The organism is Ensifer sp. Root1252 (assembly GCF_001425885.1).
GTDB lineage: Bacteria > Pseudomonadota > Alphaproteobacteria > Rhizobiales > Rhizobiaceae > Ensifer > Ensifer canadensis.
Genome location: NZ_LMDT01000023.1, coordinates 74060 through 100109, shown reverse-complemented (window position 1 = coordinate 100109; position 26050 = coordinate 74060). Strand labels below are relative to the sequence as shown.

General features: G+C 59.8%; 26 protein-coding genes. 13 read left to right on the top strand and 13 right to left on the bottom strand.

Annotation, left to right across the window (positions count from 1 at the left end; all coding sequences use genetic code 11):
* Window positions 1–9: 9 nt before the first annotated feature.
* Entirely contained in the window at window positions 10–396 is a 387-nt protein-coding gene (locus ASD02_RS21725) for an ectoine synthase (protein ID WP_025425288.1), read from the bottom strand.
* Window positions 397–533: 137 nt separating this feature from the next.
* On the opposite strand from ASD02_RS21725, the gene ASD02_RS21720 reads away from it, so the two are divergent.
* Window positions 534–1403, top strand: a complete 870-nt coding sequence (locus tag ASD02_RS21720) for a LysR substrate-binding domain-containing protein (protein ID WP_057220845.1) — start codon at window positions 534–536, stop codon at window positions 1401–1403.
* A gap of 89 nt (window positions 1404–1492) precedes the next feature.
* Here the strand turns inward: ASD02_RS21720 and ASD02_RS21715 are convergent, their stop codons facing one another.
* Both ASD02_RS21715 and ASD02_RS21710 read right to left on the bottom strand, forming a co-directional pair.
* Entirely contained in the window at window positions 1493–3406 is a 1914-nt protein-coding gene (locus tag ASD02_RS21715) for an AMP-binding protein (protein ID WP_057258480.1), read from the bottom strand.
* 113 nt (window positions 3407–3519) lie between these two features.
* On the bottom strand, window positions 3520–4179 hold the full coding sequence (locus tag ASD02_RS21710) for a YggS family pyridoxal phosphate-dependent enzyme (protein WP_025425291.1): 660 nt from the start codon (window positions 4177–4179) through the stop codon (window positions 3520–3522).
* Window positions 4180–4403: 224 nt separating this feature from the next.
* Here ASD02_RS21710 and leuS point away from each other — a divergent pair, with 224 nt between their 5' ends.
* The 3 genes from leuS (at window position 4404) to holA (ending at window position 8693) form a co-directional block, all read left to right on the top strand.
* Entirely contained in the window at window positions 4404–7034 is a 2631-nt protein-coding gene (gene leuS / locus ASD02_RS21705; protein WP_057206468.1) for a leucine--tRNA ligase, read from the top strand.
* The gene (gene lptE, locus ASD02_RS21700; protein ID WP_025425293.1) at window positions 7021–7545 is read left to right on the top strand and encodes an LPS assembly lipoprotein LptE; all 525 of its coding nucleotides are present in this window, start codon (window positions 7021–7023) and stop codon (window positions 7543–7545) included. Before leuS ends, lptE begins: the two co-directional genes overlap by 14 nt.
* Window positions 7546–7658: 113 nt before the next feature.
* Complete coding sequence (gene holA, locus ASD02_RS21695; RefSeq protein ID WP_025425294.1) at window positions 7659–8693, top strand: DNA polymerase III subunit delta; 1035 nt, start codon at window positions 7659–7661, stop codon at window positions 8691–8693.
* 153 nt (window positions 8694–8846) lie between these two features.
* Here the strand turns inward: holA and ASD02_RS21690 are convergent, their stop codons facing one another.
* The 8 genes from ASD02_RS21690 to hemE form a co-directional block, all read right to left on the bottom strand.
* A complete protein-coding gene (locus ASD02_RS21690) occupies window positions 8847–9734 on the bottom strand; it encodes a ParB/RepB/Spo0J family partition protein (RefSeq protein WP_025425295.1) in 888 nt (295 codons plus the stop codon).
* Between the two features lie 35 nt (window positions 9735–9769).
* Window positions 9770–10564, bottom strand: a complete 795-nt coding sequence (locus ASD02_RS21685) for a ParA family protein (RefSeq protein ID WP_025425296.1) — start codon at window positions 10562–10564, stop codon at window positions 9770–9772.
* Between the two features lie 15 nt (window positions 10565–10579).
* The gene (gene rsmG, locus ASD02_RS21680) at window positions 10580–11221 is read right to left on the bottom strand and encodes a 16S rRNA (guanine(527)-N(7))-methyltransferase RsmG (RefSeq protein WP_025425297.1); all 642 of its coding nucleotides are present in this window, start codon (window positions 11219–11221) and stop codon (window positions 10580–10582) included.
* Window positions 11218–13101 (bottom strand): tRNA uridine-5-carboxymethylaminomethyl(34) synthesis enzyme MnmG, encoded by a 1884-nt coding sequence (gene mnmG / locus ASD02_RS21675; RefSeq protein ID WP_025425298.1) that lies wholly within the window; start codon window positions 13099–13101, stop codon window positions 11218–11220. The genes rsmG and mnmG overlap by 4 nt, the downstream gene beginning before the upstream one ends.
* A gap of 95 nt (window positions 13102–13196) precedes the next feature.
* Window positions 13197–14522 carry a tRNA uridine-5-carboxymethylaminomethyl(34) synthesis GTPase MnmE gene (gene mnmE / locus ASD02_RS21670; RefSeq protein WP_025425299.1) on the bottom strand — a complete coding sequence of 442 codons (1326 nt, stop codon included), beginning with the start codon at window positions 14520–14522 and terminating at the stop codon, window positions 13197–13199.
* A gap of 404 nt (window positions 14523–14926) precedes the next feature.
* Window positions 14927–16192 carry a transcription termination factor Rho gene (gene rho / locus ASD02_RS21665; protein ID WP_025425300.1) on the bottom strand — a complete coding sequence of 422 codons (1266 nt, stop codon included), beginning with the start codon at window positions 16190–16192 and terminating at the stop codon, window positions 14927–14929.
* 191 nt (window positions 16193–16383) lie between these two features.
* The gene (gene hemJ / locus ASD02_RS21660; protein ID WP_107028047.1) at window positions 16384–16926 is read right to left on the bottom strand and encodes a protoporphyrinogen oxidase HemJ; all 543 of its coding nucleotides are present in this window, start codon (window positions 16924–16926) and stop codon (window positions 16384–16386) included.
* Window positions 16923–17954, bottom strand: a complete 1032-nt coding sequence (gene hemE, locus ASD02_RS21655; RefSeq protein WP_025425302.1) for a uroporphyrinogen decarboxylase — start codon at window positions 17952–17954, stop codon at window positions 16923–16925. Before hemE ends, hemJ begins: the two co-directional genes overlap by 4 nt.
* Window positions 17955–18360: 406 nt before the next feature.
* On the opposite strand from hemE, the gene ASD02_RS21650 reads away from it, so the two are divergent.
* From ASD02_RS21650 to dnaQ, 5 genes are read left to right on the top strand one after another with little or no spacing between them, the layout of a single operon-like run.
* Window positions 18361–19182: a pyruvate, water dikinase regulatory protein gene (locus ASD02_RS21650; protein ID WP_025425303.1), complete on the top strand. Its 822-nt coding sequence runs from the start codon at window positions 18361–18363 to the stop codon at window positions 19180–19182.
* Window positions 19183–19213: 31 nt separating this feature from the next.
* The gene (locus ASD02_RS21645) at window positions 19214–19813 is read left to right on the top strand and encodes a Maf-like protein (protein WP_025425304.1); all 600 of its coding nucleotides are present in this window, start codon (window positions 19214–19216) and stop codon (window positions 19811–19813) included.
* Window positions 19806–20666, top strand: a complete 861-nt coding sequence (locus ASD02_RS21640; RefSeq protein ID WP_025425305.1) for a shikimate dehydrogenase — start codon at window positions 19806–19808, stop codon at window positions 20664–20666. The genes ASD02_RS21645 and ASD02_RS21640 overlap by 8 nt, the downstream gene beginning before the upstream one ends.
* A complete protein-coding gene (gene coaE, locus ASD02_RS21635) occupies window positions 20663–21262 on the top strand; it encodes a dephospho-CoA kinase (RefSeq protein ID WP_025425306.1) in 600 nt (199 codons plus the stop codon). Before ASD02_RS21640 ends, coaE begins: the two co-directional genes overlap by 4 nt.
* The gene (gene dnaQ, locus ASD02_RS21630; RefSeq protein WP_025425307.1) at window positions 21255–21962 is read left to right on the top strand and encodes a DNA polymerase III subunit epsilon; all 708 of its coding nucleotides are present in this window, start codon (window positions 21255–21257) and stop codon (window positions 21960–21962) included. The genes coaE and dnaQ overlap by 8 nt, the downstream gene beginning before the upstream one ends.
* Window positions 21963–22019: 57 nt before the next feature.
* Here dnaQ and secB read toward each other — a convergent pair whose 3' ends face one another.
* Both secB and ASD02_RS21620 read right to left on the bottom strand, forming a co-directional pair.
* Complete coding sequence (gene secB, locus ASD02_RS21625) at window positions 22020–22523, bottom strand: protein-export chaperone SecB (protein ID WP_025425308.1); 504 nt, start codon at window positions 22521–22523, stop codon at window positions 22020–22022.
* 80 nt (window positions 22524–22603) lie between these two features.
* Window positions 22604–23110, bottom strand: a complete 507-nt coding sequence (locus ASD02_RS21620) for an FxsA family protein (RefSeq protein WP_025425309.1) — start codon at window positions 23108–23110, stop codon at window positions 22604–22606.
* A 130-nt stretch (window positions 23111–23240) separates the two neighbouring features.
* Between ASD02_RS21620 and ASD02_RS21615 the strand changes: the two genes are divergently transcribed.
* The 4 genes from ASD02_RS21615 to ASD02_RS21600 are packed head-to-tail and all read left to right on the top strand — an operon-like array spanning window position 23241 to window position 26003.
* Complete coding sequence (locus ASD02_RS21615; RefSeq protein ID WP_025425310.1) at window positions 23241–23945, top strand: Tim44/TimA family putative adaptor protein; 705 nt, start codon at window positions 23241–23243, stop codon at window positions 23943–23945.
* A 15-nt stretch (window positions 23946–23960) separates the two neighbouring features.
* Window positions 23961–25067, top strand: coding sequence for a murein transglycosylase A (locus tag ASD02_RS21610; protein ID WP_025425311.1), 1107 nt, complete (start codon window positions 23961–23963; stop codon window positions 25065–25067).
* A complete protein-coding gene (locus ASD02_RS21605) occupies window positions 25060–25629 on the top strand; it encodes a Smr/MutS family protein (RefSeq protein ID WP_025425312.1) in 570 nt (189 codons plus the stop codon). Before ASD02_RS21610 ends, ASD02_RS21605 begins: the two co-directional genes overlap by 8 nt.
* Window positions 25626–26003 carry a helix-turn-helix transcriptional regulator gene (locus ASD02_RS21600; protein ID WP_025425313.1) on the top strand — a complete coding sequence of 126 codons (378 nt, stop codon included), beginning with the start codon at window positions 25626–25628 and terminating at the stop codon, window positions 26001–26003. The genes ASD02_RS21605 and ASD02_RS21600 overlap by 4 nt, the downstream gene beginning before the upstream one ends.
* Window positions 26004–26050: the final 47 nt, after the last annotated feature.

Here is a 26050-nt window from a genome sequence, read left to right as displayed (position 1 = left end):
TTGCCAGATTCAGTAGGCCGAACCGGACTGGTCCTTCAGATTGTGGCGCTCGGTCCCCTTGAGCGGTGGATTGAAGACACTGACGAGGATGAGATCCTCATTTTTTCCTCCCCGCAGGAAATGTTTGTCGTGCTGATCGAGCACGTAGATGTCGCCCTGACGAATCGGAAAGACATTGCCCTGCATATCCTCCACCTCGCCCTGGCCGGCGATGCAGTAGCAAGCCTCAAGATGGTTGCGGTACTCCAGCAATGAGACCGTATTGGCGCGAACGACGGTGTGGCAAACGGTAAAACCCATGCCATCTTTTTCCGTCAGCAGTCGGTGGCTGGTGCCGCTCCCCCATTCGACGAAATGATCGGTGGCCTCGATATCCTGCAGGCTGCGCACGAACATGTGCTATATCCTCCTATGAGAAATTCTTACATGACGAAGACCGGAATGCGTTCTCGTGATGTTGAAATCCTTATCCCACGGGACTTTTCGATAGAAAAACAACGATTTCTCAAGAGGTGGTTGAGGAGAATTTGCAGATGCTTCCGCCACTCGGCATGCTTCGCGCATTCGAGGCCGCCGCCCGGCTCGCCAGCTTTTCACGTGCCGCGGACGAGCTGCATGTCACACACGCTGCAGTTAGCCATCACATAAGGCTGCTCGAGGAATGGTTCGGCCGGCCGTTGTTCCGGCGGGAAAAGCGCGGCGTCGGTCTCCTTCCTGACGCCGAGCGGTTGGCCGACGCCTTGACATCGTGTTTTGCGCGCATCGCGATCGAAACAGAAATGCTGCGCGCCAACGCCAAATCATCGATCACCGTCGCTTGCATCCCATCGATCGCCACGCGCTGGCTGATACCGGCGCTCAGCGATTTCCTCGAACGGCACCCGGACGTCGATGTAAAGGTAATCTACGCGATGGCCGAGCAGAGGCTGCGGGAGACGGGTTGCGACGTGCTCATCACGCTCGGTGCGGACCTATCCGTCGGGACGCAATGCGACCGGCTGTTTTCGCGTGCGAACCGCCCGGTCGCCAGCCCTCGTTACATCGAGCGCAAAGGCGCGCTCGACACACCAGAGGCAATCACCACCGCCGACCTGCTTCACGACGAGACGATCGCGCGGTGGCAAGAATGGTTTGCGACAGCCGGCCTGCCCATGGCTCGACCGCCGCGCCGCGGTCCGGTTTTCCAGGATTTCAACCTGCTGGCGACGGCAGTGATCGCCGGCCATGGCGTGGCGCTCTGCCCGGTCGAAGTCTTTCGCCGCGAGATCGAGCACGGCGATCTCATCGTCCTCTCGCCGATCGCCACACTTGAAGACGAGAGTTACTACCTCATCACCAAGAACCTGCGCAGCAAACCGGTGGCGGCCTTCAGCACGTGGTTCAGTTCCGTCGTTCGAATCTGAGGCATGCTCCTGCATGTTTCCTTAAATCCTATTCGATTTAAGGATAAAAACATGCAGCCATTCAAAGTGCTACAGCGACCTTTGCGCGTCTAATAAGACGCGCGGATACCCTTGGAATGAAGCACCGCGGCAATCTCATCGAGGATCGCTGGGTCGTCGATTGTCGCCGGCATTTTCCACGGTTGGCGATCGGCGATCTTCTGGATCGTCGCGCGCAGGATCTTGCCGGATCGGGTTTTCGGCAGCCGCTTGACGCACATCGCCACGCGGAAGGCGGCCACCGGCCCGATGCGATCACGCACGAGGCTGATGACCTCCCGTTCGATCTCGGATGTTTCACGGGAAACATTCGAGTTGATGACCAGAAAGCCGGCGGGGATCTGACCCTTCAGCGCGTCGGCGATGCCGATGACGGCACATTCCGCCACATCCGGATGGCTGGCGCACACTTCCTCCATGGCGCCCGTCGACAACCGGTGACCGGCGACATTGATGATGTCGTCGGTGCGCGCCATGATGAAGACATAGCCGTCATCGTCGAGGTAGCCGGCATCGGCCGTCTTGTAGTAGCCGGGAAACTCCTCGAGATAGGCCGCGCGAAACCGATGGTCGGCATTCCAGAGTGTCGGCAGACACCCTGGAGGCAAAGGCAGTTTGACCACGACGTTGCCCAGCGTGCCCGCTTCGACCGGATGACCGGCGTCGTCGAGGATCTGGACATCGTAGCCGGGTAACGGAACAGCCGGTGATCCGTATTTGACAGGCAGGAGTCCGAGTCCGAGCGGATTGCCGGCAACAGGCCAGCCCGTTTCCGTCTGCCACCAATGGTCGATGATCGGCACACCGAGCGCCCTTTCCGCCCAGCAGATCGTGTCGGGGTCGGCCCGTTCACCGGCCAGAAACAACGCACGAAACCGAGAAAGATCATGGTTCGTCACCAGCGACGCATCCGGATCCTCCTTGCGAATGGCGCGCAGCGCCGTCGGAGCGGTGAACATGACGGCCACGCCGTGTTCCGCGATAATCCGCCAGTAGGTTCCGGGATCCGGCGTGCCGACGGGCTTGCCTTCGAACAGGATCGAGGTGTTGCCGTTGAGAAGCGGCCCATAGACGATGAACGAATGCCCGACGACCCAGCCGATGTCGGACGCCGCCCAGAAGACCTCACCGGGCTGAACGCCGAAGAAATTCTGCATCGACCATTTGAGCGCAACCATGTGGCCGCCATTGTCGCGCACCACGCCCTTCGGCTGGCCTGTGGTGCCGGAGGTATAGAGCACGTAAAGCGGATCGGTGGACGCCACCGGCGTGCAACCGGCCTCGTCGCCCGCATCCTTTGCCGCCGCAAGCGCTGTGGCATAGTCGATATCGCGCACCGGCGTCATATCCGCCTGCAGCATCTCGCGCTGATAGACAAGGCAATGCGCCGGTTTGTGTTCGGCGATCGTCAGCGCCGCATCGAGCAGCGGCTTGTAGGCGACCGTGCGACCGGGCTCGATGCCGCAGCTGGCCGACACGATGAGCTTGGCCCGGCAATCGTCGATGCGAACGGCGAGTTCGTTGGCGGCGAAGCCGCCAAACACCACCGAATGCACCGCGCCGATGCGCGCGGCGGCAAGCATCGCCACCGCCGCCTGCGGGATCATCGGCATATAGATGATGATGCGATCGCCTTTGTCGACGCCGAGCTTGCGGTAGACGGCGGCCAGCGCCTTGACGTCGTCGAGCAACGCTCCATAGGAGATGCGCTCGATGCTAGACGTGACCGGGCTGTCGTAGATGAAGGCGATCTGCTCGCCACGACCGGCTTCGACATGCCGGTCCAGGCAATTGTAGCAGCTGTTGGTCAGCCCGCCGGGAAACCAGTGGCCATAAATGCCCCCTTCAGCCTCGAAGGCGCGCTCCGGCCTCTCGAACCAGTCGATCGCCTCTGCCGCCTCAGACCAGAACCCCTCCGGATCCGTCTTCCACGCGCCGTACACTTCGGAATAGCGGCTCGCCATATCCGTTCTCCTCCCAATGCATGCCGGGCGATGCCCGGCCTCCTCGTGCACAAGGATAGGCTAATGAGAACGAAGGTGAACCCCGACGAAAGCGTAATGCGACGTTTTGGCCGTCAGCGTGATCCGAAAATTGCCGAACCGACGCGCACGCTGGTCGCGCCGAACTGGACCGCCGTTTCGAAATCTCCGGACATGCCCATCGACAGCCTGTCGAGCATGCACGCGCCGGCTAGTTTCGCCAACAGCGCAAAATGCGGACCGGGGTTCTCGTCGACAGGCGGAATGCACATCAGACCCTCGATAACCATATCCAGTTCCTCGCGGCAGAAGGTCACGAACGCGATGGTTTCTGCAGGCGCAATTCCGGCCTTCTGCGGTTCCAGACCGGTGTTGACCTGGACATAGAGACGAAGCGTCCTGTCCTGGCGCTTCATTTCCGCCGAGATCGCCCGGGCAATTTTCTCGCGATCGACGGTCTCGATGACATCAAACAGGGCAACGGCTTCTGCCGCCTTGTTGGACTGCAGCGGCCCGATCAGATGCAGCGCCAGATCGGGGCTTTCGCCCTTCAGCAGCGGCCATTTGCCCTGTGCTTCCTGCACGCGGTTTTCGCCGAACACGCGTTGGCCGGCCTCGATCACCGGACGGATCGCGTCAGCGTCGAATGTCTTGGAAACGGCAACGAGGCTGACGGCATTCTTTGGGCGCTTTGCCGCCCTTTCCGCCGTGTGAATCCGGCTCACGACATCCTGTAACCGCTCTTGAACTTCCATGGATATATTCTCCGACATAACGACCTTCCGGGCGATAACTAGCGGATTAGGCAAACTTGCGCGCCTTGCCAAGGCCATCGCCGCTCGAGCCGGCCCAAATCCGCCAAAGTGTCGCGCCAAACCCTTCGAAAACTTGACCACCAAGCGGTTTCATGATGAAGGTCACCCCAACTATCATGAGGGCGCTCCCTTGCCCCGCAGAACTTCCGGAACACCTAAAAGACATGTCTACCGAACGATATAATCCGCGTGATGCCGAGCCGCGTTGGCAGCAGGAATGGGAAAACGGCGAGGTCTTCAAGACCGAGAACGATGATCCGCGCGAAAAATATTACGTGCTCGAGATGTTCCCCTATCCGTCCGGGCGCATCCACATGGGCCACGTGCGCAACTACACGATGGGCGACGTCGTCGCCCGCTACAAGCGCGCCCGGGGCTTCAACGTGCTTCACCCCATGGGTTGGGATGCCTTCGGCATGCCGGCGGAAAACGCCGCCATGGAGCGCGGCGTGCATCCGGCCAGCTGGACCTATCAGAACATCGCCTCGATGAAGGCGCAGCTGAAGGTCATGGGACTGTCGCTTGACTGGAACCGCGAATTCGCGACCTGCGACCCTGAATACTACCAGCGCCAACAGCACCTGTTTATCGATTTTCTCGAGAAGGGCCTGGTTTACCGCAAGCAGTCCAAGGTCAACTGGGACCCGGTCGACAATACCGTTCTCGCCAACGAGCAGGTCATTGACGGCCGCGGTTGGCGTTCCGGCGCGCTCGTCGAGCAGCGCGAGCTGACGCAGTGGTTCTTCCGCATCACCGACTTCAGCCAGGAACTGCTGGACGCTCTGGACACGCTGGACCAGTGGCCGGAAAAAGTACGCCTGATGCAGAAGAACTGGATCGGCCGCTCCGAGGGCCTGTCCATTCGCTGGCAGATCGTCGAAGGCACCGCCGCCGCCGACACCACGGAACTGACCGTTTACACTACCCGTCCGGACACGCTGTTCGGCGCCTCCTTCCTGGCGATTTCCGCCGATCACCCGCTTGCCAGGCAGGCAGCGGCAAAGGATCCGGCAATCGAGGCCTTCTGCGAGGAGTGCCGGCGCGCCGGGACCTCACTTGCAGCGCTCGAGACCGCTGAAAAGAAGGGCATGGACACCGGCATCCGCGCCAGGCATCCACTCGACGAAAGCTGGGAGCTGCCGGTCTACGTCGCCAACTTCGTCCTCATGGACTACGGCACGGGCGCGATCTTCGGCTGCCCGTCCGGCGACCAGCGCGACCTCGACTTCGCCCGCAAGTATGGGCTTCCAGTCGTTCCGGTCGTCATGCCGAGGGATGCCGATGCCGAAAGCTTCGCGATCGGTGACGAGGCCTATATCGGCGACGGCGTGATGATCAATTCGCGTTTTCTCGACGGCCTGTCGACGGAAGACGCGTTCGAAACCGTGGCATCGAAGCTGGAAAAGTGCGTGTTGGCCGGCGCGCCGCGCGCCGAACGCAAGGTCAATTTCCGCCTGCGCGACTGGGGTATTTCCCGCCAGCGCTATTGGGGCTGCCCGATCCCGGTCATCCATTGCGATGACTGCGGCGTCATTCCCGTTCCCAAGGCCGACCTGCCCGTCATCCTGCCGCCGGACGTCACCTTCGACAAGCCGGGCAACCCGCTCGACCGCCATCCGACCTGGCGGCACGTGGCCTGCCCGCATTGCGGCAAGGACGCCCGTCGCGAGACCGACACGATGGACACCTTCGTCGATTCGTCCTGGTACTTCACGCGCTTCACGGCTCCTTGGGAGGACGACCCGACCGATCCGAAGACGGCCAACCACTGGCTGCCCGTCGACCAGTATATCGGCGGTATCGAACACGCGATCCTACATCTGCTCTATTCGCGCTTCTTCACCCGCGCGATGAAGGCGACCGGCCATGTTGCCCTGGACGAACCGTTCAAGGGCCTGTTCACCCAGGGCATGGTGGTGCACGAGACCTACAGCCGCGGCGAAGGCGCCCAGCGCGAATGGATCACGCCGGCGGAAATCCGCATCGACGAGGTCGACGGACAGCGCCGCGCCGTTCTGCTCGAGACCGGCGAAGACATCACCATCGGCTCGATCGAGAAGATGTCGAAGTCGAAGAAGAACGTCGTTGATCCTGACGATATCATCGCCTCCTACGGCGCCGATACCGCACGCTTCTTCGTTCTGTCCGACTCGCCGCCCGACCGTGACGTCATCTGGTCAGAGTCTGGCGTCGAAGGCGCCCATCGCTTCGTTCAGCGCGTCTGGCGCCTGATCGGCGAGGCGGCGGAAACACTTCGCACAGTCGAGGCGGCGCCAGCCCATGAAGGCAGCGGACTCGTTCTCTCACAGGCGGCCCACAGGACGCTGCGCGCGGTTGAAGCCGATTACGACAAGCTGGCCTTCAACAAGGCCGTGGCACGTATCTATGAGCTCGTGAACGTGATTGCGGCCCCCTTGACCCAGGTTGCTGCCGGCAAGGCCGATGCGGCGCTGGCAGCGGCTGCAAAGGATGCAACATCGATCCTGGTCAACCTGATCGCCCCAATGATGCCGCACCTGGCCGAGGAATGCTGGCAGGCGATCGGCGGCAAGGGCCTGATCGCCGAAAGCGGCTGGCCGAAGTTTGATGCGGCGCTCGTCGTTGAGAATGAAGTCACGCTGCCGGTCCAGATCAACGGCAAGAAGCGCGCGGATTTGACAATCGCGCGCGATGCAGATCAGACTGCGATCGAGAATGCCGTTCTCGCTCTCGATGCCGTCAAGTCCGTTCTCAACGGCAGCAGCCCCAAGAAAATCATCGTCGTGCCTCAGAGGATCGTCAATGTCGTTGTCTGATAGAGCTGGCTCCAGCATCCGGTCGCTCCCGATGCTGGCTGGTGTTCTTATGTTGACCGCGCTCGCCGGCTGCCAGGTCAGGCCACTTTATTCCGATGCGGTCGGCACATCGGCAGCGCTTGCGTCGATCGAAATCTCCGATGCGGATGACCGTGTTGAGCAGGAGGTGCGCAACGCATTGATCTTCCTGGCCGCCGGCGGCCAGGGAGAACCGGCGAACCCGCAATATCATCTGGCGCTGAACGTCACGACCCGCGTCATGGGCACGCTCTTTGATCAGGCACGGGACCGGGCAGCCGCAGGGCGTATCGTCGTGAAAGCGGACTATAACCTGTCCAGGGCCGGCACGGGCGAAACCATCAAGTCAGGCAACCGCACGGCCGTCGCGCTTGTCGACTTTCCCGTCCAGGAGTTTGCCAAGGTCCGCGCCGTCCGCGATGGCGAGAACCGCGCTGCAAGGGAACTGGCAGAGCTGATCCGGGCCGATATCGCCGCGGCCCTCAGCCGATAGAGCATTTCCAGGAAAAGTGCGAAGCGGTTTTCCGGCAGGAATTGCGTTGAAACAAAGGGATAGAGCGTTTCTGGGAGTCAGTCTAAACTGGAAACGCTCTAGGCGGTGACGGAATGAGCGAAGTCAAGTCGCACGAATTCGACTCTTTCCTACAGAAGTCAGCGGCACTTTATCGCCTCTTTGTCCTCTACGGACCAGACCGCGGGCTGGTTTCGGAGCGGGCAGAGGCGATCGCGTCGCGCAGCGGCGTTGCGCTCGACGACCCATTTTCCATCACCAAGCTCGATGCCGGGGATCTGCAACAGAGCCCCGGCCGGTTGCTCGACGAGGTCAATTCGATCGGCCTCTTCGGTGGCGAAAGGCTCATCTGGGTCCGCGGAGCCGCCAACGAGAAGGCGTTGGTCGATGGTCTGCAGATTTTGGCCGGCGAACCGCCGACCGGTAGCTATGTTGTCGTCGAAGCGGGTGATCTCAAGAAGGGATCGGCGCTGCGCAAGGTGGCCGAGACGGCACGTTCGATCGCGACTATCGCCTGCTACAGCGACGACGCCCGCAGCCTGCAGGCGTTGATCGACAAGGAATTGGGCGAAGAAAAACTCGGCATTACTCCGGCGGCACGTGAACGGCTGATGGAAGCGCTTGGCGGCGACCGCCTGGCATCGCGCAACGAAGTACGCAAGCTTGCACTCTATTGCCGTGGCAAGAGCACCGTCGACGAATCGGATGTGACCGACATTGTCGGCGATGCCAGCGCCATTTCCGTTGATGATGCTGTCGATGCGGTCCTGAAGGGTGACCTTGACGGTCTATTGCATGCGATGCAGAAGATAACCACGTCAAAAACGCCCGCCTTCCTCGTTTTGCAGGGGTGCCTCAGGCAGTTTCAGCAGCTCGATCTGATGCGCGCCGAAATGGATGCCAGCCGCCAGCAGGCCGGCCAGGTTATCGCCACCATGGGCCGGCACCTGCATTTTCGTCGCAAGCCCATCATCGAAGCAGCCCTCAGACATTGGTCTTCGCCGGCGATCCGCCGCGAACTGACACGGCTTCAAAATACGATCTATCAGAGCCGCACGCGCCAGAGCCTCGAGGAGAGCATGGTGCTGCAGAACCTGTTGGCGATTGCCGTGCAGTCAGCCAGACGCTGAGAGCCCGCAAAAGCAGGCTCAAATCAGCCTATCGGGCAATTGGAAGCGCGCTTAAAGCCTTTCCAGGAAAGGTGCGAAGCGGTTTTCCGTCAGGAAATGCGTAAAAACAAAGAGATAGAGCGTTTCTGTAGTTCGGTTTAAATCGAAAACACTCTAGCGGCGCTCGAGCAGGCGGCAGATCTCTTCAAGCTGATCAAGCGTCTTGTAGGAAATCCTGAGGTGCCCGCCTGAAGCCTTGTGACTGACGGTGACTTCAAGCCCGAGGCTGTCGGACAGTGTCCGCTCCAGCGCCAACGTATCGGCGTCCTTCTCGTCACGACGTGCGGCCTTGGCGTAGTGGGGATCGTTCTGGGCGCGAATATCGTTCTGCGCCAGCCGCTCAGCGTCGCGAACGGAGAGACCCTTTGCGACGATGTTGCGGGCGAGCGTTGCCGGATCCGACGTCGGGATCAGCGCGCGCGCATGGCCTGCCGACAGGCTTCCTTCTGACAACATGTCCCGCACCGGCTCGGGCAGCTTCAAAAGCCGCAGGCTGTTGGCGACATGGCTGCGGCTCTTGCCGATGATCTCGCCGAGATCGTTCTGGGTGTAGCCGTGTTCGGCAATCAGCTGCTCGTAGCCAAGCGCTTCGTCGAGCGGGTTAAGGTCGGACCGCTGCACGTTCTCGACGATCGCGATTTCGAGCGCCGTGCGATCGTCAACGTCGCGGATGATAACCGGAATTTCGGTAAAGCCGGCGAGCTGCGCTGCACGCCAGCGGCGTTCCCCGGCGATGATCTCGTAACGGTCAGTGCCGATCGTGCGAGCGACGACCGGCTGGACGATGCCGTGCTGCCGAATGGAACTGGCGAGGTCCTGCAGTTCACCTTCGTCGAACTGTCGACGCGGGTTTCGCGGGTTGCGCGATACGAACTCGATCGGCACTTTCCGATCGGGGTTAACCGGAGCAGGGGAGGCGCCGGCCTGTATCGGCTGATCCATCTCGCCGATCAATGCAGCCAGTCCCCGGCCAAGCCTTCTCTTCGAGCTGTCGTCGTTCATAGTGTCACCCGATTTAAATTCCGGTACCGAAACAATTATGCGGCTTTGCGCTGCCGCTCGCGCTGGATTACTTCCGATGCGAGTTGAAGGTAGGCTTGGCTGCCTGCGCATTTCAGATCGTAAAGGATGGCCGGCTTACCATAGGACGGTGCTTCCGATACACGCACATTCCGCGGAATGAGCGTGTGGTAGACCTTATCCCCAAGATGGGTGCGGACATCGCTCACCACCTGCTGTGCCAGATTGTTGCGAGAATCGAACATCGTCAACACGATACCCTGGATGTCCAGGTTCGGGTTGACCGTTTGGCGCACTTGGTCAACCGTCTCCAGCAACTGGCTCAAACCCTCCAGCGCGAAGAATTCGCACTGAAGCGGCACCAGTACCGAATGTGCGGCAGCCATAGCGTTCATCGTCAGCAGATTGAACGATGGCGGGCAGTCGACGAGAACGTATGAATACTCCAATGCCTCGGGGCTCTCCAAGGCCTTGCGAAGACGAAAGGCGCGATCGACCTCCCTGGAGATTTCCATTTCGACGCCGAGCAGATCCATCGTCGAGGGCACGATAGCCAGATTCGGCACAACTGTCTGCTGGACGATCTCACCTATCGAGTGCGATCCAACCATCAATTCATAGGAGGAGAGATGGCGATCGCGGCGCTGAATGCCGAGGCCGGTGCTGGCATTGCCCTGCGGGTCCAGATCAACGATCAGAACCTTTTCGCCGATGGCGGCCAATGCCGTTGCCAGATTGATCGCCGTCGTCGTTTTGCCGACGCCCCCCTTCTGGTTCGCTATCGTGATGATCCGATTTTTTGCGCCAAACATGTTTCCGCTCGCCAATCACTGAGTTCTTCGCGAAAGATTTGCGATCTCGAGCACAACAGAATCTGGCTCAACGATGCTTGGGTGTTTTACCAGATCAAACGCATAGCGGCCAACGGCTTTGTCGATCTCACGCTGGTAATCCCGCCCTTTGTGGAAGTAGGCGACCGTTTTGCCACCTTCGGCCGTCAGCCAAGGCGATGAATAATCGAGCAGTAGGCTCAGATCCGCCAGCGCACGGGCGGAAATCGCATCGCATTTTGGTGCGACAGAGCTGGCATCTTCGATTCGAATCGGATGAACGGATCCGCGCGCACCGGTCTCCGTCAACGCAACGCGCAGGAAAGCGGCTTTCTTGTTGTTGCTCTCGATCAAATGTACCCAGCCGTCGGAAAATTCCTGGAGGTAGATGGCGGTAATCACTCCGGGAAATCCACCACCGCTACCGAGATCGACCCAGGTCTTCGGACCCGGCGCAAGTTGCGCCAATTGTAGACTATCGACGATATGCCGCCGCCACAGGTCGTCGAGCGTCGACGGAGCAATCAGATTGATGAACTTCGCCCATTTCTGAAACAGCGCTGCGAAGTGCTCTAGTCGTTCCTTCGTTTCACGTGAAACACGCAGTCCGTTCAAGCCAGCGAAGGGACTCGTTTTCATTGCGCACTTACCTTTTCTTCCCGTTCCGCGGAACGACTCATTCGTTTCAACCAAGCCAAGATCAACGAGGCCGCGGCCGGGGTCATCCCATCGACCTTCAGCGCCTGGGCCAGATTCCGCGGCGCCTGCAGCGTCAACTTCTGCTTCAGCTCATTCGATAGACCAGCTAATGCCGAAAAGTCAAAATCGCTTGGAATCGCTAAATCCTCTTCGCGGCGGATGCCAGCAATGTCCGATGCCTGGCGGTCCATATAGACGGCATAGGCAGCATCGATTTCGAGTGCCTCCACCACCGCGGACGGAATGTCTTTCAACTCGGGCCACAGGATCAGCAAGGCACCAACACTCTGGTCAGGATAGGATAGGATTTCGAACGCCGTTCGCCGCTGGCCATCCTGGTTCAGTTTGAGTCCATGACGGTTGCCTTCTGCCGGCGTCACCGACAATTGCTTGAGCAATGCCCGACCGCTGTCAAACTGCGCCTTCCATTCGACAAAGCGCGCCTGCCGCGCTTCAGACACGCAACCGATTTCGATTGCCTTCGGTGTCAGGCGCACGTCTGCATTGTCGGCACGCAGGGACAATCGGTATTCGGCGCGTGACGTGAACATGCGATAGGGTTCGGTAATACCCCGAGAGGTCAGGTCGTCGACCATCACGCCGATATAGGAATCGGTGCGGCTGAAGATGACGGCTTCGCGCCCCGTCGCTGCCTTGGCAGCATTCAAGCCGGCGACCAGGCCTTGTGCCCCGGCCTCTTCATAGCCCGTGGTGCCATTGATCTGGCCGGCGAGGAACAAGCCCGGCATCTTGCGCACCGCCAGCGTCGCATCAAGCTCACGCGGATCGACGTGATCGTATTCGATCGCGTAACCCGGCTGGAGGATCACGACACTCTCAAGGCCGGGGATTGTGCGAATAAACGCGGCTTGAACGTTTGCCGGCAAGGATGTCGAAATGCCGTTGGGATAGACGGTATCATCGTCCAGGCCTTCCGGTTCAAGGAAGATCTGGTGACCGTCCCGTTCGCCAAAGCGAACGATCTTATCCTCGATCGAGGGGCAGTAGCGCGGACCGACACCTTCGATCTGACCGGAATACATCGCCGACTTGCCGATATTGTCGGCAATGATCTTATGCGTGGCTTCGGTGGTTCGGGTCACACCGCAGTCGATCTGTCGGTTGACGATCCGATCGGTCATGAAGGAGAAGGGCACCGGATCTTCGTCAGGCCCCTGGCGTCCGACGCGATCCCAATCAATAGTCTTGCCGTCCAGGCGTGCTGGCGTCCCCGTCTTCAACCGTCCCAAACGAAGGCCGTAGCGCGCCAAGGTGGCGGAGAGGCCAAGCGACGGCTCTTCGCCAATACGACCCGCCGGTATCTTCTGGTCGCCGATATGGATCAGTCCCTTTAGAAAGGTCCCGGTCGTCAGCACCACCGCCGCCGCAGCAAAGGATCTGCCATCCTTCATCACCACGCCGGCAATCTTGCTGTCCTGTTCAAGAAGGTCGAAAGCATCACCTTCGATCACGGTCAGGTTTTCAATGGCGTCAATCTCTCGCTGCATGGCTTCGCGATAGAGTCGCCGGTCGGCTTGGGTACGTGGGCCACGAACAGCCGGCCCCTTGCGCCGATTGAGCAGGCGAAACTGAATTCCAGCCGCATCGGCGATGCGACCCATCAAGCCATCAAGCGCATCGATCTCACGCACGAGGTGGCCTTTGCCTAGACCCCCAATCGCCGGGTTGCACGACATCACGCCAATGGTCGACGCCTTATGGGTAATCAGAGCGGTGCGTGCACCGAGGCGCGCGGCCGCCGCCGCAGCCTCGCAGCCGGCATGACCTCCACCAATGACGATAACGTCAAAATGGACCATTTTTATCATCTCCGATCAAACGCGTTCCGGATTCGAATCGTTTCACGTGAAACACTTCGCATGACTCGCTAGCGTTGTATTGTTTTAGTCGAACATCATTTACCGATACAGAATTCGGAAAATATCACATCCAACAGGTTTTCAACATCCACACGCCCGGTGATGCGTCCGATTGCATCCCCTGCGACACGAAGCAGCTCAGCGCGTATATCCAGGCCGTCTTGGTTCAGGCGCAAACTTTCCGCAAGCGCAATGCTGGCTTGGCGCAAGGCGTCAACATGCCTGCGTCTGGAGGGGATAGAGAGGGCGGTAACCCCAGACAAATCAGGTAGATAGCCCGATATGACGTTCAAGAGCTGGTCCATCCCCGCACCCGTTGTGGTCGAAATCGAAACCTCGGCGCCCGGAATGGTATCGCTGCCGGCTCGGTCGATCTTGGTTGCGACCCGCAAGACCGGCACAGCCGTAAGAGCGAGGTCGTCAAGGGTGTTAAAACCTTCTGTGTTTTCGGAAAGAAGCAGCACAAGGTCGGCGTTTGCAATTACATCGCGAGCGCGGCGAATACCTTCACGCTCCACCGTCTCGTCGGTCTCGCGCAGCCCGGCAGTATCGAACAACTTGACGGAGAATCCGGCTAATGAAAGGTCGACGGAAAGCACATCGCGCGTCGTTCCGGCTATCTCTGTCACGATCGCGATATCACGTTTTGCCAAGGCATTGAGCAGGCTGGACTTGCCGGCGTTGGGTTCGCCGGCAATGACGATCTTCAGGCCATCCCGGATGATTTCGCCAATCGGCGCCTGGGCAATGTGCGCGTCGATCTCGCGACGCAGCAATTCCATATCTTTCCAGATCCGGTCACTGACCGAGCCCGGCACGTCCTCCTCATCGGCGAAATCGAGCTCCGCCTCGATCATCGCGCGCGCATGGGTCAGACGCTTGGCCCAATCGTCATAGACCTTAGACTGGCCGCCGGCGGAATGCTCCAGCGCCAGACGACGCTGCATCTCGGTCTCCGCAGCGATCAGATCCGACAAGCCCTCAATCTCGACAAGATCCATCTTGCCGTTATGGAAGGCTCGCCGTGAAAACTCGCCGGCCTCAGCGTGGCGCAGCCCCGCAAAGCCAGACAACTCATGCAGCAGCATTTGAACAACGGCACGGCTGCCATGCACGTGCAACTCGGCACAGTCTTCCCCTGTAAACGAGGCCGGGCCGCGGAAGTAGATGATCAGGCCGCTATCGATCATGAAACCGTTGCGAGAGCGAATCGATTTCAGTGACGCCAAACGCGGCTCAGGGACGGCACCACACAATGACTTCAGGACAGCGTTTGTTTCTGGTCCGCTTATCCTGATCACCGCTACGCCGGCTGGCAACGCCCCGCTGGAAAGCGCGTATATCGTATCCACCGATGGCATCGTGTCACCTGAGATCCAAAGAGAGTTCCTGCTCTACGCACGCCTGCGCCGGAAACAAGTTCCGGCGGGTGAGGCGGCCTCATATTGATAGCTGAATGAAACGCGTTAGTCGGCGTTCCCGGCGTTCACAGAGGTGTCGAGCGGTTGCGAGCTTATGCCGAATAGTCGGGAGAAGATCAAGCCTTAGCCGCGGGATCGCCCGAATGTGTTTCACGTGAATCACTGAACTGACAGAAGGCGACACCGGATGAGGGGATCCAAGATCATTGCGATAGCGAATCGAAAGGCTCGCCGAGGAAGCCGGTCCATCGTTGAATCCGGCTAATCAACGTGATCGCTGGAAATAAAGAGACCGGGCAAGATCACCTGCCCGGTCTCAATCACGATATCGGCGTTCGGCCGTATCAGGTGTTCATCGAGTCGAAGAAGTCGCCGTTGTTCTTTGTCTGCTTCAGCTTGTCGATGAGGAACTCGATCGCGTCGGTGGTACCCATCGGGGCCAGAATCCGGCGAAGAACGAAGATCTTCTGCAGATCCTGGCGTGGAACCAGCAGGTCTTCCTTACGCGTGCCGGACTTGAGAATGTCCATCGCCGGGAAGATGCGCTTGTCGGCGACCTTGCGGTCGAGCACGATTTCCGAGTTGCCGGTACCCTTGAACTCTTCAAAGATGACTTCGTCCATGCGGCTGCCGGTATCGATCAGCGCCGTGGCGATGATGGTCAGCGAACCACCTTCTTCGATGTTGCGGGCGGCACCAAAGAAGCGCTTCGGGCGCTGCAGGGCGTTGGCGTCGACACCACCGGTCAGAACCTTGCCGGATGAAGGAACAACGGTGTTATAGGCGCGACCGAGGCGGGTGATGGAATCGAGCAGGATCACGACGTCGCGGCCGTGCTCGACCAGGCGCTTTGCCTTTTCGATCACCATTTCGGCGACTTGCACGTGGCGCGTCGCCGGCTCGTCAAAGGTAGAGGAAACCACTTCGCCCTTCACGGAGCGCTGCATGTCGGTGACTTCTTCCGGCCGTTCGTCGATCAACAGAACGATCAGGTAACATTCCGGATGGTTTGCGGTGATCGAGTGGGCGATGTTCTGCAGGAGAACGGTCTTACCGGTGCGCGGCGGAGCGACGATCAGACCGCGCTGGCCCTTGCCGAGCGGCGCGACCAGGTCGATCACCCGAGCAGAAAGGTCCTTCGACGTCGGGATATCGAGTTCCATCTTGAAGCGCTCGTTTGGATAGAGCGGCGTCAGGTTGTCGAAGTGAACCTTGTGACGGATCTTTTCGGGATCGTCGAAATTGATGGTGTTGACTTTCAGCAGCGCGAAGTAGCGTTCGCCTTCCTTCGGTCCGCGGATCGGTCCCTCGACCGTGTCGCCGGTCTTCAGCGAGAAGCGGCGGATCTGGGAGGGGGAGATGTAGATATCGTCCGGGCCGGGAAGGTAGTTGGCATTGGCAGAGCGCAGAAAGCCGAATCCGTCCTGCAGAACCTCGACGACGCCTTCACCGATGATTTCGATATCCTGGGAGGCGAGCATCTTGAGGATTGCGAACATCAGCTCCTGCTTGCGCATGGTGCTCGCATTTTCCACCTCGAGCTCTTCGGCAAAGGCCAGAAGATCGGTCGGCGTCTTGTTCTTAAGTTCTTGTAGCTTCATTTCAGCCATGAAGGATCCATGTTTCGTCTGGGAATGGAAAGACGGCGTGTTTTCTGAAGGGAGCTGCGGCAGGAGGGGCAGGCTCTGGTCTTTGTCACAAGCCATGAAGAGGAGATGGGAGAAAATAGCGATTCACGTGAAACGCCGCAAGGGGCTGACGAAAATTAGCGAGAACTATTACAATTAGCAATCGTTAAAATTCAAAACGGCTTCACCACGACCATGATGACGATCAGGATCATCAGCAGCGTCGGGGCTTCGTTCATCAACCGCCAGTAGCGTGCCGTGCGGCGATTTTCGTCCCGCTGGAACGCCCGAACCGCCCGGCTGAAGCGCATGTGCACGACGGTCAGCATCACCACGAATAGCAGCTTGGCGTGAAGCCAGCCGCCCTGGAAGTCGTAGACGCTCCAGGCGAGGTAAAGCCCGAGCACCCAGGAGATCATCATCGCCGGGTTCATGATGACCGTCAGCAACCGCTGTTCCATCATTTTGAAGGTTTCGGACTGTTCGGAACCGGGTGCTGCGTCGGTGTGGTAGATGAACAGGCGCGGCATGTAGAGCAGCGCTGCCATCCACGACATCACCGCAATCACGTGTAGCGCCTTGATCCAGAGATAGAGGCTGTCGGGCTGCCAGACGAAAAGCCCGATGAGCGACGCGGCAAAACCGCCAAGCGCAATCATTGCTCTGACCCGCGCCCTGTTGCCTGGACCGCGATCCCTCTGGCGTTCATCCATCAGCGTGCTCCGCGAACGCGCGACACCAGCGCCGAGACGTTCTCCGGATCGGCCTGCGGCGTAATCCCGTGACCGAGGTTGAAAATGAGCGGTCCGTTGCCGAGCGCATCGAGAATACGATCTATGCCCTGCTCGAGGGCGGCACCGCCGGAAACGACCCGCATCGGATCAAGGTTACCCTGCACCGGTCCGTCCTTCTGCAAATCGACAGCAAAGGACAGTGGGACGGTCCAATCGAGCCCGATGGCATCGGCACCCGTCTTCTGGCGATAATGCTTCAGGAGAAGCCCTGCGCCCTTGGCAAAGGCAATGATCTTGGCCTGCGGACGTCGCGTCCGCACCGAAGCGATGATTCGCGCGACCGGCTTGACGGCAAATCGTTCGAATTCCTCTTCGCCCAGAACGCCAGCCCAGGAGTCGAAAATCTGTACCGCATCGGCGCCGGCATCGATCTGCTCGACCAGATAGTCCGCCGACACATCGGCCAGGAACGTCAAAAGCCGTTCGAAGGCTTCCGGGTTCTGGTAAGCGAACAGCCGGGCAGGGGCCTGATCCGGTGTTCCCTGACCAGCGATCATGTAGGTCGCAACGGTCCAGGGCGCACCGCAAAATCCGAGCAGCGTCGTCTCCGCCGGAAGTTCCCCACGCAAACGCGATACCGTTTCGAAGACCGGTTTCAGGTGATTGGAGATACCGTCAGCCTTCAGAGCATCGATGCCATCAACGTCGATCGGATCCATTCTCGGACCATGGCCTTCCTCAAAGCGAACGTTGCGCTTCAGCGCGTCCGGGATGACGAGGATGTCGGAAAAAAGAATGGCTGCGTCAAAAGCATAACGACGGATCGGTTGAAGCGTCACTTCGACAGCGAGATCAGGCGTGTAACAGAGATCGAGGAAACTTCCGGCGACGGCACGCGTTGCTCGATATTCGGGAAGGTACCGGCCGGCCTGGCGCATGAGCCAGACGGGAGGAGGACTGACCGTCTTCCCCTCCAAAACCTCCAGAACTTTCCTTCGTGTCTCGGCCACGGATGGTCTCTCCTAATATATAAACAAAGATATTTAGACTCTTTCTATTTCTTAGAGTCGGTGGGTATCAAGGATTAAAAGATGGCCACAGTTCATCCACGGCCACCCGATCGGATTAATCCGAGTGGGAAGCAGAGCAGCGGTCATGAATGCATTTCGTGGATAAGTGCAAAAATCCGATTTGAATCAGAGGATTGCCGTCTTTGAGAGAAAGCGATTTGCTGTGGACAATGAGTCGAAACGCGTGACACTTTGTCATTGCTGTGAGTCTTGTCCACATCCCCCGCGAAGCTTTCTTCGGCGTCGCACCAATTGTGAATAAGTCGGCAGTTTTCCCCTTGCCTCGGCCGTCGCGGCGCCGGTAGCCTCTTTTATCCCGGTTTATCAACAGCACCCGGAGAATTGCGTGGAGAACAAGAAAAACTACTTCCACCTGCATCTGATCTCCGATTCGACGGGGGAGACCTTGATCGCTGCGGGGCGGGCGGCAGCGGCGCAATTCCAGGCGTCGCATGCGCTCGAGCATGTCTATCCGCTGATCAGGAATCGCCGGCAGTTGCTGCAGGTTCTCGATGCGATCGATGGCGCCCCCGGCATCGTGCTTTATACGATCGTCGATCGCGAGCTGGCTGATATCATTGATCAGCGCTGTCGCGAGATGGGCGTGCCGTGCGTCTCCGTGCTCGATCCGATCATCGAACTGTTTCAGTCCTATCTCGGCTCGCCGTCGCGACGCCGTTCCGGCGCGCAGCACGTGATGGATGCCGATTACTTCGCGCGGATCGATGCGTTGAATTTCACCATGGACCATGATGATGGTCAGCTGCCGGCCGATTTCGATGATGCCGATGTGGTGTTAATCGGCATCAGCCGAACATCGAAGACGCCGACATCCATCTACCTCGCCAACCGCGGCATAAAGACGGCCAATATTCCGATCGTCCCGGGCGTGCCGCTTCCCGATCGGCTGATGGCGGCAACCAAGCCACTGGTCGTCGGCCTGATTGCGACCGCCGACCGCATTTCCCAAGTTCGTCAGCATCGGGTGCTTGGCACCACGCAAGGCTTTCACGGCGATCAATATACCGATAGGGCAGCGATCGCCGAGGAGCTGAAATATGCCCGCGCGCTTTGCGCGCGCAACAACTGGCCGCTCATCGACGTCACCCGCCGCTCGATCGAGGAAACCGCCGCCGCAATTGTTGCCCTGCGTCCGCGGCTGCGATAGAGCGAATCCGAACAATTCGGGAACTTCGATGATGACACCTTCACTCGTTCTGGCTTCAGCAAGCCCGTTCCGTCGCGCGCTTCTGGAAAATGCCGGCTTGGTGTTTACCGCACGCGCCGCCGAGATCGACGAGCGGGCGCTTGAAAAACCACTTGAGGAAGAAGGTGCAGTTCCTGAAGATGTCGCGATGAGGCTGGCCGAAGCCAAGGCGAGGGATGTCGCCCGGCATTTTCCCGAGGCATTGGTGATCGGTTCCGACCAGACCATGTCGCTCGGCCAGCGTGTCTATCACAAACCGAAGGACATGGTCGAAGCCGGACAGCATCTGTTGTCGCTCTCCGGCAAGACCCATCGCCTGAACAGCGCGATTGTCCTCTTGCGCGGCGATGAGATCCTTTGGCGCCATGTCTCGTCCGCAAATATGTCAGTGCGCACACTGACGCCGGAATTCGTCGATCGCCATCTGCAGCGTGTCGGCAGCAAGGCCCTGTCCAGTGTCGGCGCCTACCAGCTGGAGGGTGAGGGCATCCAGCTGTTCGACAAGATCGATGGTGACTATTTCACCATCCTCGGTCTTCCGATGCTGCCGCTGCTCGCAAAACTTCGGGAATTGGGAACGATCGATGCGTGATTCACGTGAAACATTTGTTAACCACGCCTTCGTCACCGGTTATCCGATCAAGCATTCCAGGTCGCCATTGATCCACGGCTATTGGCTGAAACAGCTCGGGATAGACGGCAGCTACCGCGCGCACGAGGTGAAGCCGGCCGATTTCTCGGCCTTCATCGCAGAGCTGAAGCAAGGCACATCAGGTTTTTGCGGCGGCAACGTCACCATCCCGCACAAGGAAGTCGCCCATCGGTTGGCAGATCGCCCTGACGATCTCTGTCTGGAACTCGGCGCCGCCAATACGCTTTGGCTCGAGGCCGGCGAAGTCCATGCCACCAACACCGATGGCCAAGGGTTCGTTGCCAATCTTGACGAACGGGCGGCCGGCTGGGACCAATGTTCGACCGCGGTTGTGCTCGGTGCCGGTGGCGCCAGCCGCGCCGTCATCCAGGCCGTGCGCGACCGGGGCATTAGCACCATCCATGTCGTCAATCGCACGGTGGCGAGGGCTCAGGAGTTGTCCGACCGTTTCGGGTCGGCCGTGCATGCGCATCCGATGGAGGCATTGAACGAGGTGATGACCGGCGCTGGCCTCTTCATCAACACCACGTCTCTCGGCATGGATGGACAGGATGCACCGCAGATCGATTTCACCGTCATGGCCAGGGGTGCGGTGGTCACCGATATCGTCTATGTCCCGTTGAAGACGCCTTTGCTTCGCCAGGCGGAGGAGCAGGGCTACGCCATCGTCGATGGACTTGGCATGCTGCTGCACCAGGCTGCGCCTGGTTTCGAGCTCTGGTTCGGCCGCCGGCCCGTGGTCGACGCTAACCTCCGGCAACTCGTCATCGATGATATGGGGACGCACGCATGATGATTGTCGGATTGACCGGATCGATGGCAATGGGCAAGTCGACAACGGCGCAGATGTTCCGCGAGTTCGGGGTGCCGGTCAACGACGCCGATGAAGTGGTGCACGCGCTTTATCGCGGCGAAGCCGTCGCACTGGTCGAAGCCGCCTTTCCGGGAACAGTCAGGGACGGGGCGATCGATCGCGCCGAACTGTCCCGCCAGTTGTTGGCAACACCGGAAAGGCTACGCGAACTCGAAAACATCGTGCATCCGCTCGTTCGCCAGAAAGAACGCGAGTTCCTCGACAGGAATGCTGCGGCTGAGGTGCCCTTCGTCGTGCTCGATATTCCGTTGTTGTTCGAGACGGGCGCCGAGGCGCGGGTCGATAAAGTGGTCGTGGTTAGCTGCGCGCCCGAGATTCAAAGAGAGCGAGCGATGAAACGCCCCGGCATGACTGAAGAGAAATTTGCTATGATCCTGGCGCGTCAGGTGCCGGACAGTCAGAAGCGTGAACGCGCCGACTATATCATCGATACCAGCGACAGCTTCGACAACACACGCCAACAGGTGAGGGCGATCGTCGATGACCTCACCACGAATGGAGCGCCCGATGCGTGAGATCATTTTCGATACGGAAACGACCGGCCTCGACAATCGCGAGGACAGGGTGATCGAAATCGGTGGCGTCGAGTTGGAAAACCAGTTTCCGACCGGCCGTACGCTGCATATCTTCGTCAATCCCGGCAATCGCAAGGTTCATCCGGATGCGCTTGCCATTCACGGCATCACCGATGATTTCCTGAAGGACAAGCCGCCTTTTGCCGATGTTGCCCAGCAGATCCTCGACTTCTTCGGCGATGCCCGCTGGGTGGCGCACAATGCCACCTTCGACATGGGCTTCATTAATGCCGAATTCGGTCGCATCGGGTTGCCGGTCATTGCCGGCGAACGGGTGACGGATACGCTAGCGCTTGCTCGCCGGAAGCACCCGATGGGCCCGAACTCGCTCGATGCGCTTTGCCGTCGTTACGGCATCGACAATTCTCATCGCGCCAAGCACGGCGCGCTTCTCGACTCCGAGCTTCTTGCAGAAGTCTATATCGAGATGCTCGGCGGTCGTCAGGCCGCCTTGGGTCTGGTGTCGAGCAACAAGGTCGCGGGACAAACCGTCGCACACGACGATGCGCCGATCGTCATTGCGCAGCGCCCAAGGCCTTTGCCGAACCGATTGTCCGAAGCGGATGAGGAGGCTCATGCCGCGCTGGTTGCGAAGCTGGGGCCCAAGGCAATCTGGGCCAAATACGATCTGCAGGAATGAAAAAAGCCCGGCTCGACCGGGCTTTTTACTAATAATTGCGATCCAGACCGAACAAGATCAGTTGGCGGTCTCGTTGGTGTTCGACACCTGAGAACGGACCTTTTCTTCGGCCATGCGCTGGGCGAACATCTGAGCGAAATCGATCGGGTCGATCATCAGCGGCGGGAAGCCGCCGTTGCGGGTCGCGTCGGCAACGATCTGGCGCGCGAACGGGAACAGCAGGCGCGGGCATTCGATGAACAGCAGCGGCAGCATGTGTTCCTGCGGGAAGCCGGCAACACGGAAAACGCCGCCGTAGGAAAGTTCGACGTTGAACAGAACGCGCTCACCGTCCTTGGCTTCCGCGTTCAGCGAGAGAACGACATCGAAATCGTTCTCGGCAAGCGGATTGGCGTTGACGTTGACGTTGATGTTGATCGACGGCGCATTGTCACGGGCCTGCAGCGAACGCGGTGCGCCCGGGTTCTCGAACGAGAGATCCTTGACATACTGGGCGAGGATGTTGAGCGACGGGCTCTGCTGCGCGCTGCCGTTGCCGTTGGATGCGGTATCAGTCGTCATAAGGGTTTCCTCGACTTCAATTCGGTGAGGCCATCTAGCATTTCGTCATAGGGCTTACAACCCTGCGCCACAGGCCTTTGCTATTGCCGCCGGCGCTCTTCGGACGGGTTTGGTTCGTCATCATCGGTCCTTGAGAACTCGCCTTCGCCAAGGTCGATGACGCGCGGTTGGGCGCGCTCTTCCGGTGAATGGCTCGGTCCGCGCCAGGACTGGCTCGAGGCAGCGGTTACAATCGTCATTTTTGACCTCAGATAGCCGGCCACGGCCTGCCGGACAGGCGGCACAAATAAAAACAGACCGAAGATGTCGCTGATGAAGCCGGGCACGATCAACAACAGGGCTGCGACGAACATCAAGGCACCGCCGAGGACCTCGCGGCCGGGATCGCTGCCAGTGCGCGTTGCTTCCTGCATGCGCCTGATCATGGCGAAACCCTGGAAGCGAAGGAGGACGACCCCGGCGATTGCGCTCGACAGAACGAGCAGCAGCGTCATCGCCAGGCCGATTTCGCGGCCGACGATGACGAAGCCGGCAATCTCGGCAAGGGGCAGTCCAAGAACGACCAGGGGAATTAACATTGAGCGCATTAGCGGTGCCTGAAAGGGTCTTCGCATCGTCACCTCCGATCTAAGGGTGCGACAACGCTGTTTGAATGATCTATCCTTGCGGACTATATGGAATAGCTACGAGAAATTCTAACAGCGGTTTCAGGTGGAAATGGGCTCTTTCGACTTCATCACGTTTTTTTTCTTGATCGCCGCAGTGGTCATTTTCCTGCAGTTGCGCAGCGTTCTCGGTCGCCGGACCGGCAGCGAGCGGCCACCGTTTGATCCCTATTCTCCGAGAGACATGAGTCAGGGGCCTGAAAAGGCCGACAATGGCAAGGTCGTCCAGCTGCCGCGCCGCGACAATGTCGAGGACGATTCGGCCCGCTATGCCGCGATTGACGCCTTTGCCAAGGCGGGGACGCCGCTCAACGATCAGCTCCGTTCGTTGACCGACGCCGACACCGGCTTCGACCCGAAGGAGTTCGTCAACGGGGCGAAGATGGCCTACGAGATGATCGTTATGGCTTTTGCCGACGGCGACCGAAAGACGCTGAAGAACCTGTTGTCGCGCGAGGTCTATGAAGGCTTCGACGCCGCGATTGCCGAGCGCGAGCGCAAGGGCGAGGTGGTGAAATCTACCTTCGTCGGCATCGAGAAGGCCGACATCATCCACGCCGAGGTCAAGGACAGCGAAGAAAACATCACGGTCCGGATCGTCAGCCAGTTGATCTCGGCGACCTACGACAAGCAGGGCGCCATCATCGATGGAGACGCGGAGTCGGTGGCCGAAGTCAACGATCTCTGGACTTTCTCGCGCGACATTCGTTCACGTGATCCGAATTGGAAGCTGATCGCTACCGAATCCGAAAACTGATCGGAAGGGGCGACCATGACGCTTCGACTTGAGCCTGTCACCTTCTCCGATCTACCGGGGTGGCAGGACGACGATCCAACGGCGGTGATCGACGCGCTGCGCCGCTGTCACCACCATGTCTCGACGGCAAAGCCTTACCGCACCGGTTCGCTGGGCATTTCTGTCGATGATTTGGTGCCCGCGTTTTCGGCTGCAAGCGCAGATGTTGCCGACGCGGCTGCAGCCCGCGCATTCTTCGAGCAACAGTTCGTCGCCTTCAGGATCAGGCCGGAAAACGCCAAGACCGGTTTCGTGACGGCGTTCTACGAGCCCGAGATCGACGTGCGAGCGACACCCGACGAAGTCTTCCGCTATCCGATCTATCGGCGCCCAATCGATCTCGTCGACGTCGACGACACCAACCGGCCGGCCGATATGGATCCCTATTTCGCCTTCGGCCGGCTGCATGACGGCGTGGTTGGCGAATATCCCGACCGTCGCGCGATCGATGAGGGCTTTCTGGCGGGGCGCGGTCTGGAGATTGCCTATGCCAGATCCAAGGTCGATGTGTTCTTCGTCCACGTCCAGGGTGCTGCCCGGCTCGTCTATCCCGACGGTTCGCGCCGGCGCATCACCTATGCCGCCAAGACCGGTCATTATTTTTCCCCGATCGGAAAGCTGCTGATCGATCGCGGCGAGATCGATGCCGCCACCGTGTCGATGATGAGCATCCGGGGTTGGCTCGCCGCCAATCCGGATAAGATCGACGAGGTACTTTGGCACAATCGTTCCTTCATCTTTTTCCGCGAGGCGGACGTCGAAGACGAGCGGCTGGGGCCGGTCGCTGCCGCCAAGGTTTCGCTGGAGCCGGGACGATCGCTTGCCGTCGATCGGCTGATCCATACCTTCGGCGTGCCGTTTTTCATCTCAAGCGACAGCCTGACGCGTCTCGATGCCGGGCGGCCGTTTCGGCGGCTGATGCTGGCGCTTGACACCGGATCGGCGATCGTCGGCCCGGCCCGCGGCGACATCTTCACCGGATCCGGTGACAGGGCGGGCGAGCTTGCGGGTGCGGTTCGCAACGAAGCCGATTTCTACATCTTCATCCCTCGTGCGGCCGCGGCAAGATACGGCAATGGCTAGGGGCAAGAAGCTTTCGGCCGAAGAGCGGATCCTCTGGGGAAAGGTGGCACGCACGACCAGGCCCATGCCTGGCCGTCTCGACGATCTCCGGGAATTCCTCGGCGAGGATGTTCCGGCCGAGCCCAAGGACGAGCCGCAGAAGACGCAGGCCACGGCCTCGCCGAGTGGTGCCGACGACCAGCAGGGAATTGCCCTCAGCAAGACCGCGAACGGCAGACACCACTATCCGCTTGAAAAGCCGGTCAAGCGCAAGCTGTCGAAGGGGCACCTCGCGCTTGAAGCGCGGATCGATCTCCACGGCATGATCCAGAGCGAGGCCCATGGCTTCCTCCTGCATTTTCTTTTGAGAGCGCATGAGCGCGGGCTGCGCCACGTTCTTGTCATCACCGGCAAGGGAACGTCGATCGGCAGCGACGGCGCCTTGAAGCGTGCCGTGCCGCTCTGGTTCTCGCTGCCGGAGTTCCGGCCATTGATCTCGAGCTACGAGCCCGCGGCCCGCAATCATGGCGGCGATGGTGCGCTGTATGTCCGCCTGGCGCGCAGCAAGGGAAGCACGACGTGACCCCCTTTGGCGTGGCGGTGCGCGCGTTGCGGCGCAAGAAGGGGGTGTCGCAGAAGCAGATGGCCGCGGCGATCGGCGTCTCTGCCGCCTATCTCTCAGCGCTCGAACATGGAAAGCGCGGCGCGCCGAGCTTCGATTTTCTGCAAAGGGTCGCCGGCTATTTCAATGTCATCTGGGACGATGCCGAGGAATTGTTCCAGATCGCCCAGGTCTCCGCGCCGAAAGTGGTGCTGGATACGTCCGGGCTGGCGCCGGAATACACGGCCTTCGCCAACCGCTTGAGAGGGCAAATCCGCTATTTGTCCATCGACACGATCCGCGCCCTGGAAGATGTTTTGGAAAAAGCCACATTTCCTGCTAATGACAGGGGATGAACAGCTGTTTTCCGGCCGCTGCGCGCGGTCCGGGATTTGGAACCGTG

What these genes read in the sequence shown, in the direction of transcription:
- ASD02_RS21640 (WP_025425305.1), top strand. Translation starts at nt 19,806, where the DNA reads ATGCGTGATTCACGTGAAACATTTGTTAACCACGCCTTCGTCACCGGT.
- ASD02_RS21690 (WP_025425295.1), bottom strand. Translation starts at nt 9,734, where the DNA reads ATGAACGACGACAGCTCGAAGAGAAGGCTTGGCCGGGGACTGGCTGCA.
- ASD02_RS21725 (WP_025425288.1), bottom strand. Translation starts at nt 396, where the DNA reads ATGTTCGTGCGCAGCCTGCAGGATATCGAGGCCACCGATCATTTCGTC.
- ASD02_RS21720 (WP_057220845.1), top strand. Translation starts at nt 534, where the DNA reads ATGCTTCCGCCACTCGGCATGCTTCGCGCATTCGAGGCCGCCGCCCGG.
- ASD02_RS21620 (WP_025425309.1), bottom strand. Translation starts at nt 23,110, where the DNA reads ATGCGCTCAATGTTAATTCCCCTGGTCGTTCTTGGACTGCCCCTTGCC.
- holA (WP_025425294.1), top strand. Translation starts at nt 7,659, where the DNA reads ATGAGCGAAGTCAAGTCGCACGAATTCGACTCTTTCCTACAGAAGTCA.
- ASD02_RS21645 (WP_025425304.1), top strand. Translation starts at nt 19,214, where the DNA reads ATGACACCTTCACTCGTTCTGGCTTCAGCAAGCCCGTTCCGTCGCGCG.
- ASD02_RS21605 (WP_025425312.1), top strand. Translation starts at nt 25,060, where the DNA reads ATGGCTAGGGGCAAGAAGCTTTCGGCCGAAGAGCGGATCCTCTGGGGA.
- ASD02_RS21615 (WP_025425310.1), top strand. Translation starts at nt 23,241, where the DNA reads ATGGGCTCTTTCGACTTCATCACGTTTTTTTTCTTGATCGCCGCAGTG.
- rsmG (WP_025425297.1), bottom strand. Translation starts at nt 11,221, where the DNA reads ATGAAAACGAGTCCCTTCGCTGGCTTGAACGGACTGCGTGTTTCACGT.
- ASD02_RS21685 (WP_025425296.1), bottom strand. Translation starts at nt 10,564, where the DNA reads ATGTTTGGCGCAAAAAATCGGATCATCACGATAGCGAACCAGAAGGGG.
- dnaQ (WP_025425307.1), top strand. Translation starts at nt 21,255, where the DNA reads ATGCGTGAGATCATTTTCGATACGGAAACGACCGGCCTCGACAATCGC.
- ASD02_RS21610 (WP_025425311.1), top strand. Translation starts at nt 23,961, where the DNA reads ATGACGCTTCGACTTGAGCCTGTCACCTTCTCCGATCTACCGGGGTGG.
- lptE (WP_025425293.1), top strand. Translation starts at nt 7,021, where the DNA reads ATGTCGTTGTCTGATAGAGCTGGCTCCAGCATCCGGTCGCTCCCGATG.
- leuS (WP_057206468.1), top strand. Translation starts at nt 4,404, where the DNA reads ATGTCTACCGAACGATATAATCCGCGTGATGCCGAGCCGCGTTGGCAG.
- ASD02_RS21715 (WP_057258480.1), bottom strand. Translation starts at nt 3,406, where the DNA reads ATGGCGAGCCGCTATTCCGAAGTGTACGGCGCGTGGAAGACGGATCCG.
- rho (WP_025425300.1), bottom strand. Translation starts at nt 16,192, where the DNA reads ATGGCTGAAATGAAGCTACAAGAACTTAAGAACAAGACGCCGACCGAT.
- coaE (WP_025425306.1), top strand. Translation starts at nt 20,663, where the DNA reads ATGATGATTGTCGGATTGACCGGATCGATGGCAATGGGCAAGTCGACA.
- secB (WP_025425308.1), bottom strand. Translation starts at nt 22,523, where the DNA reads ATGACGACTGATACCGCATCCAACGGCAACGGCAGCGCGCAGCAGAGC.
- mnmG (WP_025425298.1), bottom strand. Translation starts at nt 13,101, where the DNA reads ATGGTCCATTTTGACGTTATCGTCATTGGTGGAGGTCATGCCGGCTGC.
- mnmE (WP_025425299.1), bottom strand. Translation starts at nt 14,522, where the DNA reads ATGCCATCGGTGGATACGATATACGCGCTTTCCAGCGGGGCGTTGCCA.
- ASD02_RS21710 (WP_025425291.1), bottom strand. Translation starts at nt 4,179, where the DNA reads ATGGAAGTTCAAGAGCGGTTACAGGATGTCGTGAGCCGGATTCACACG.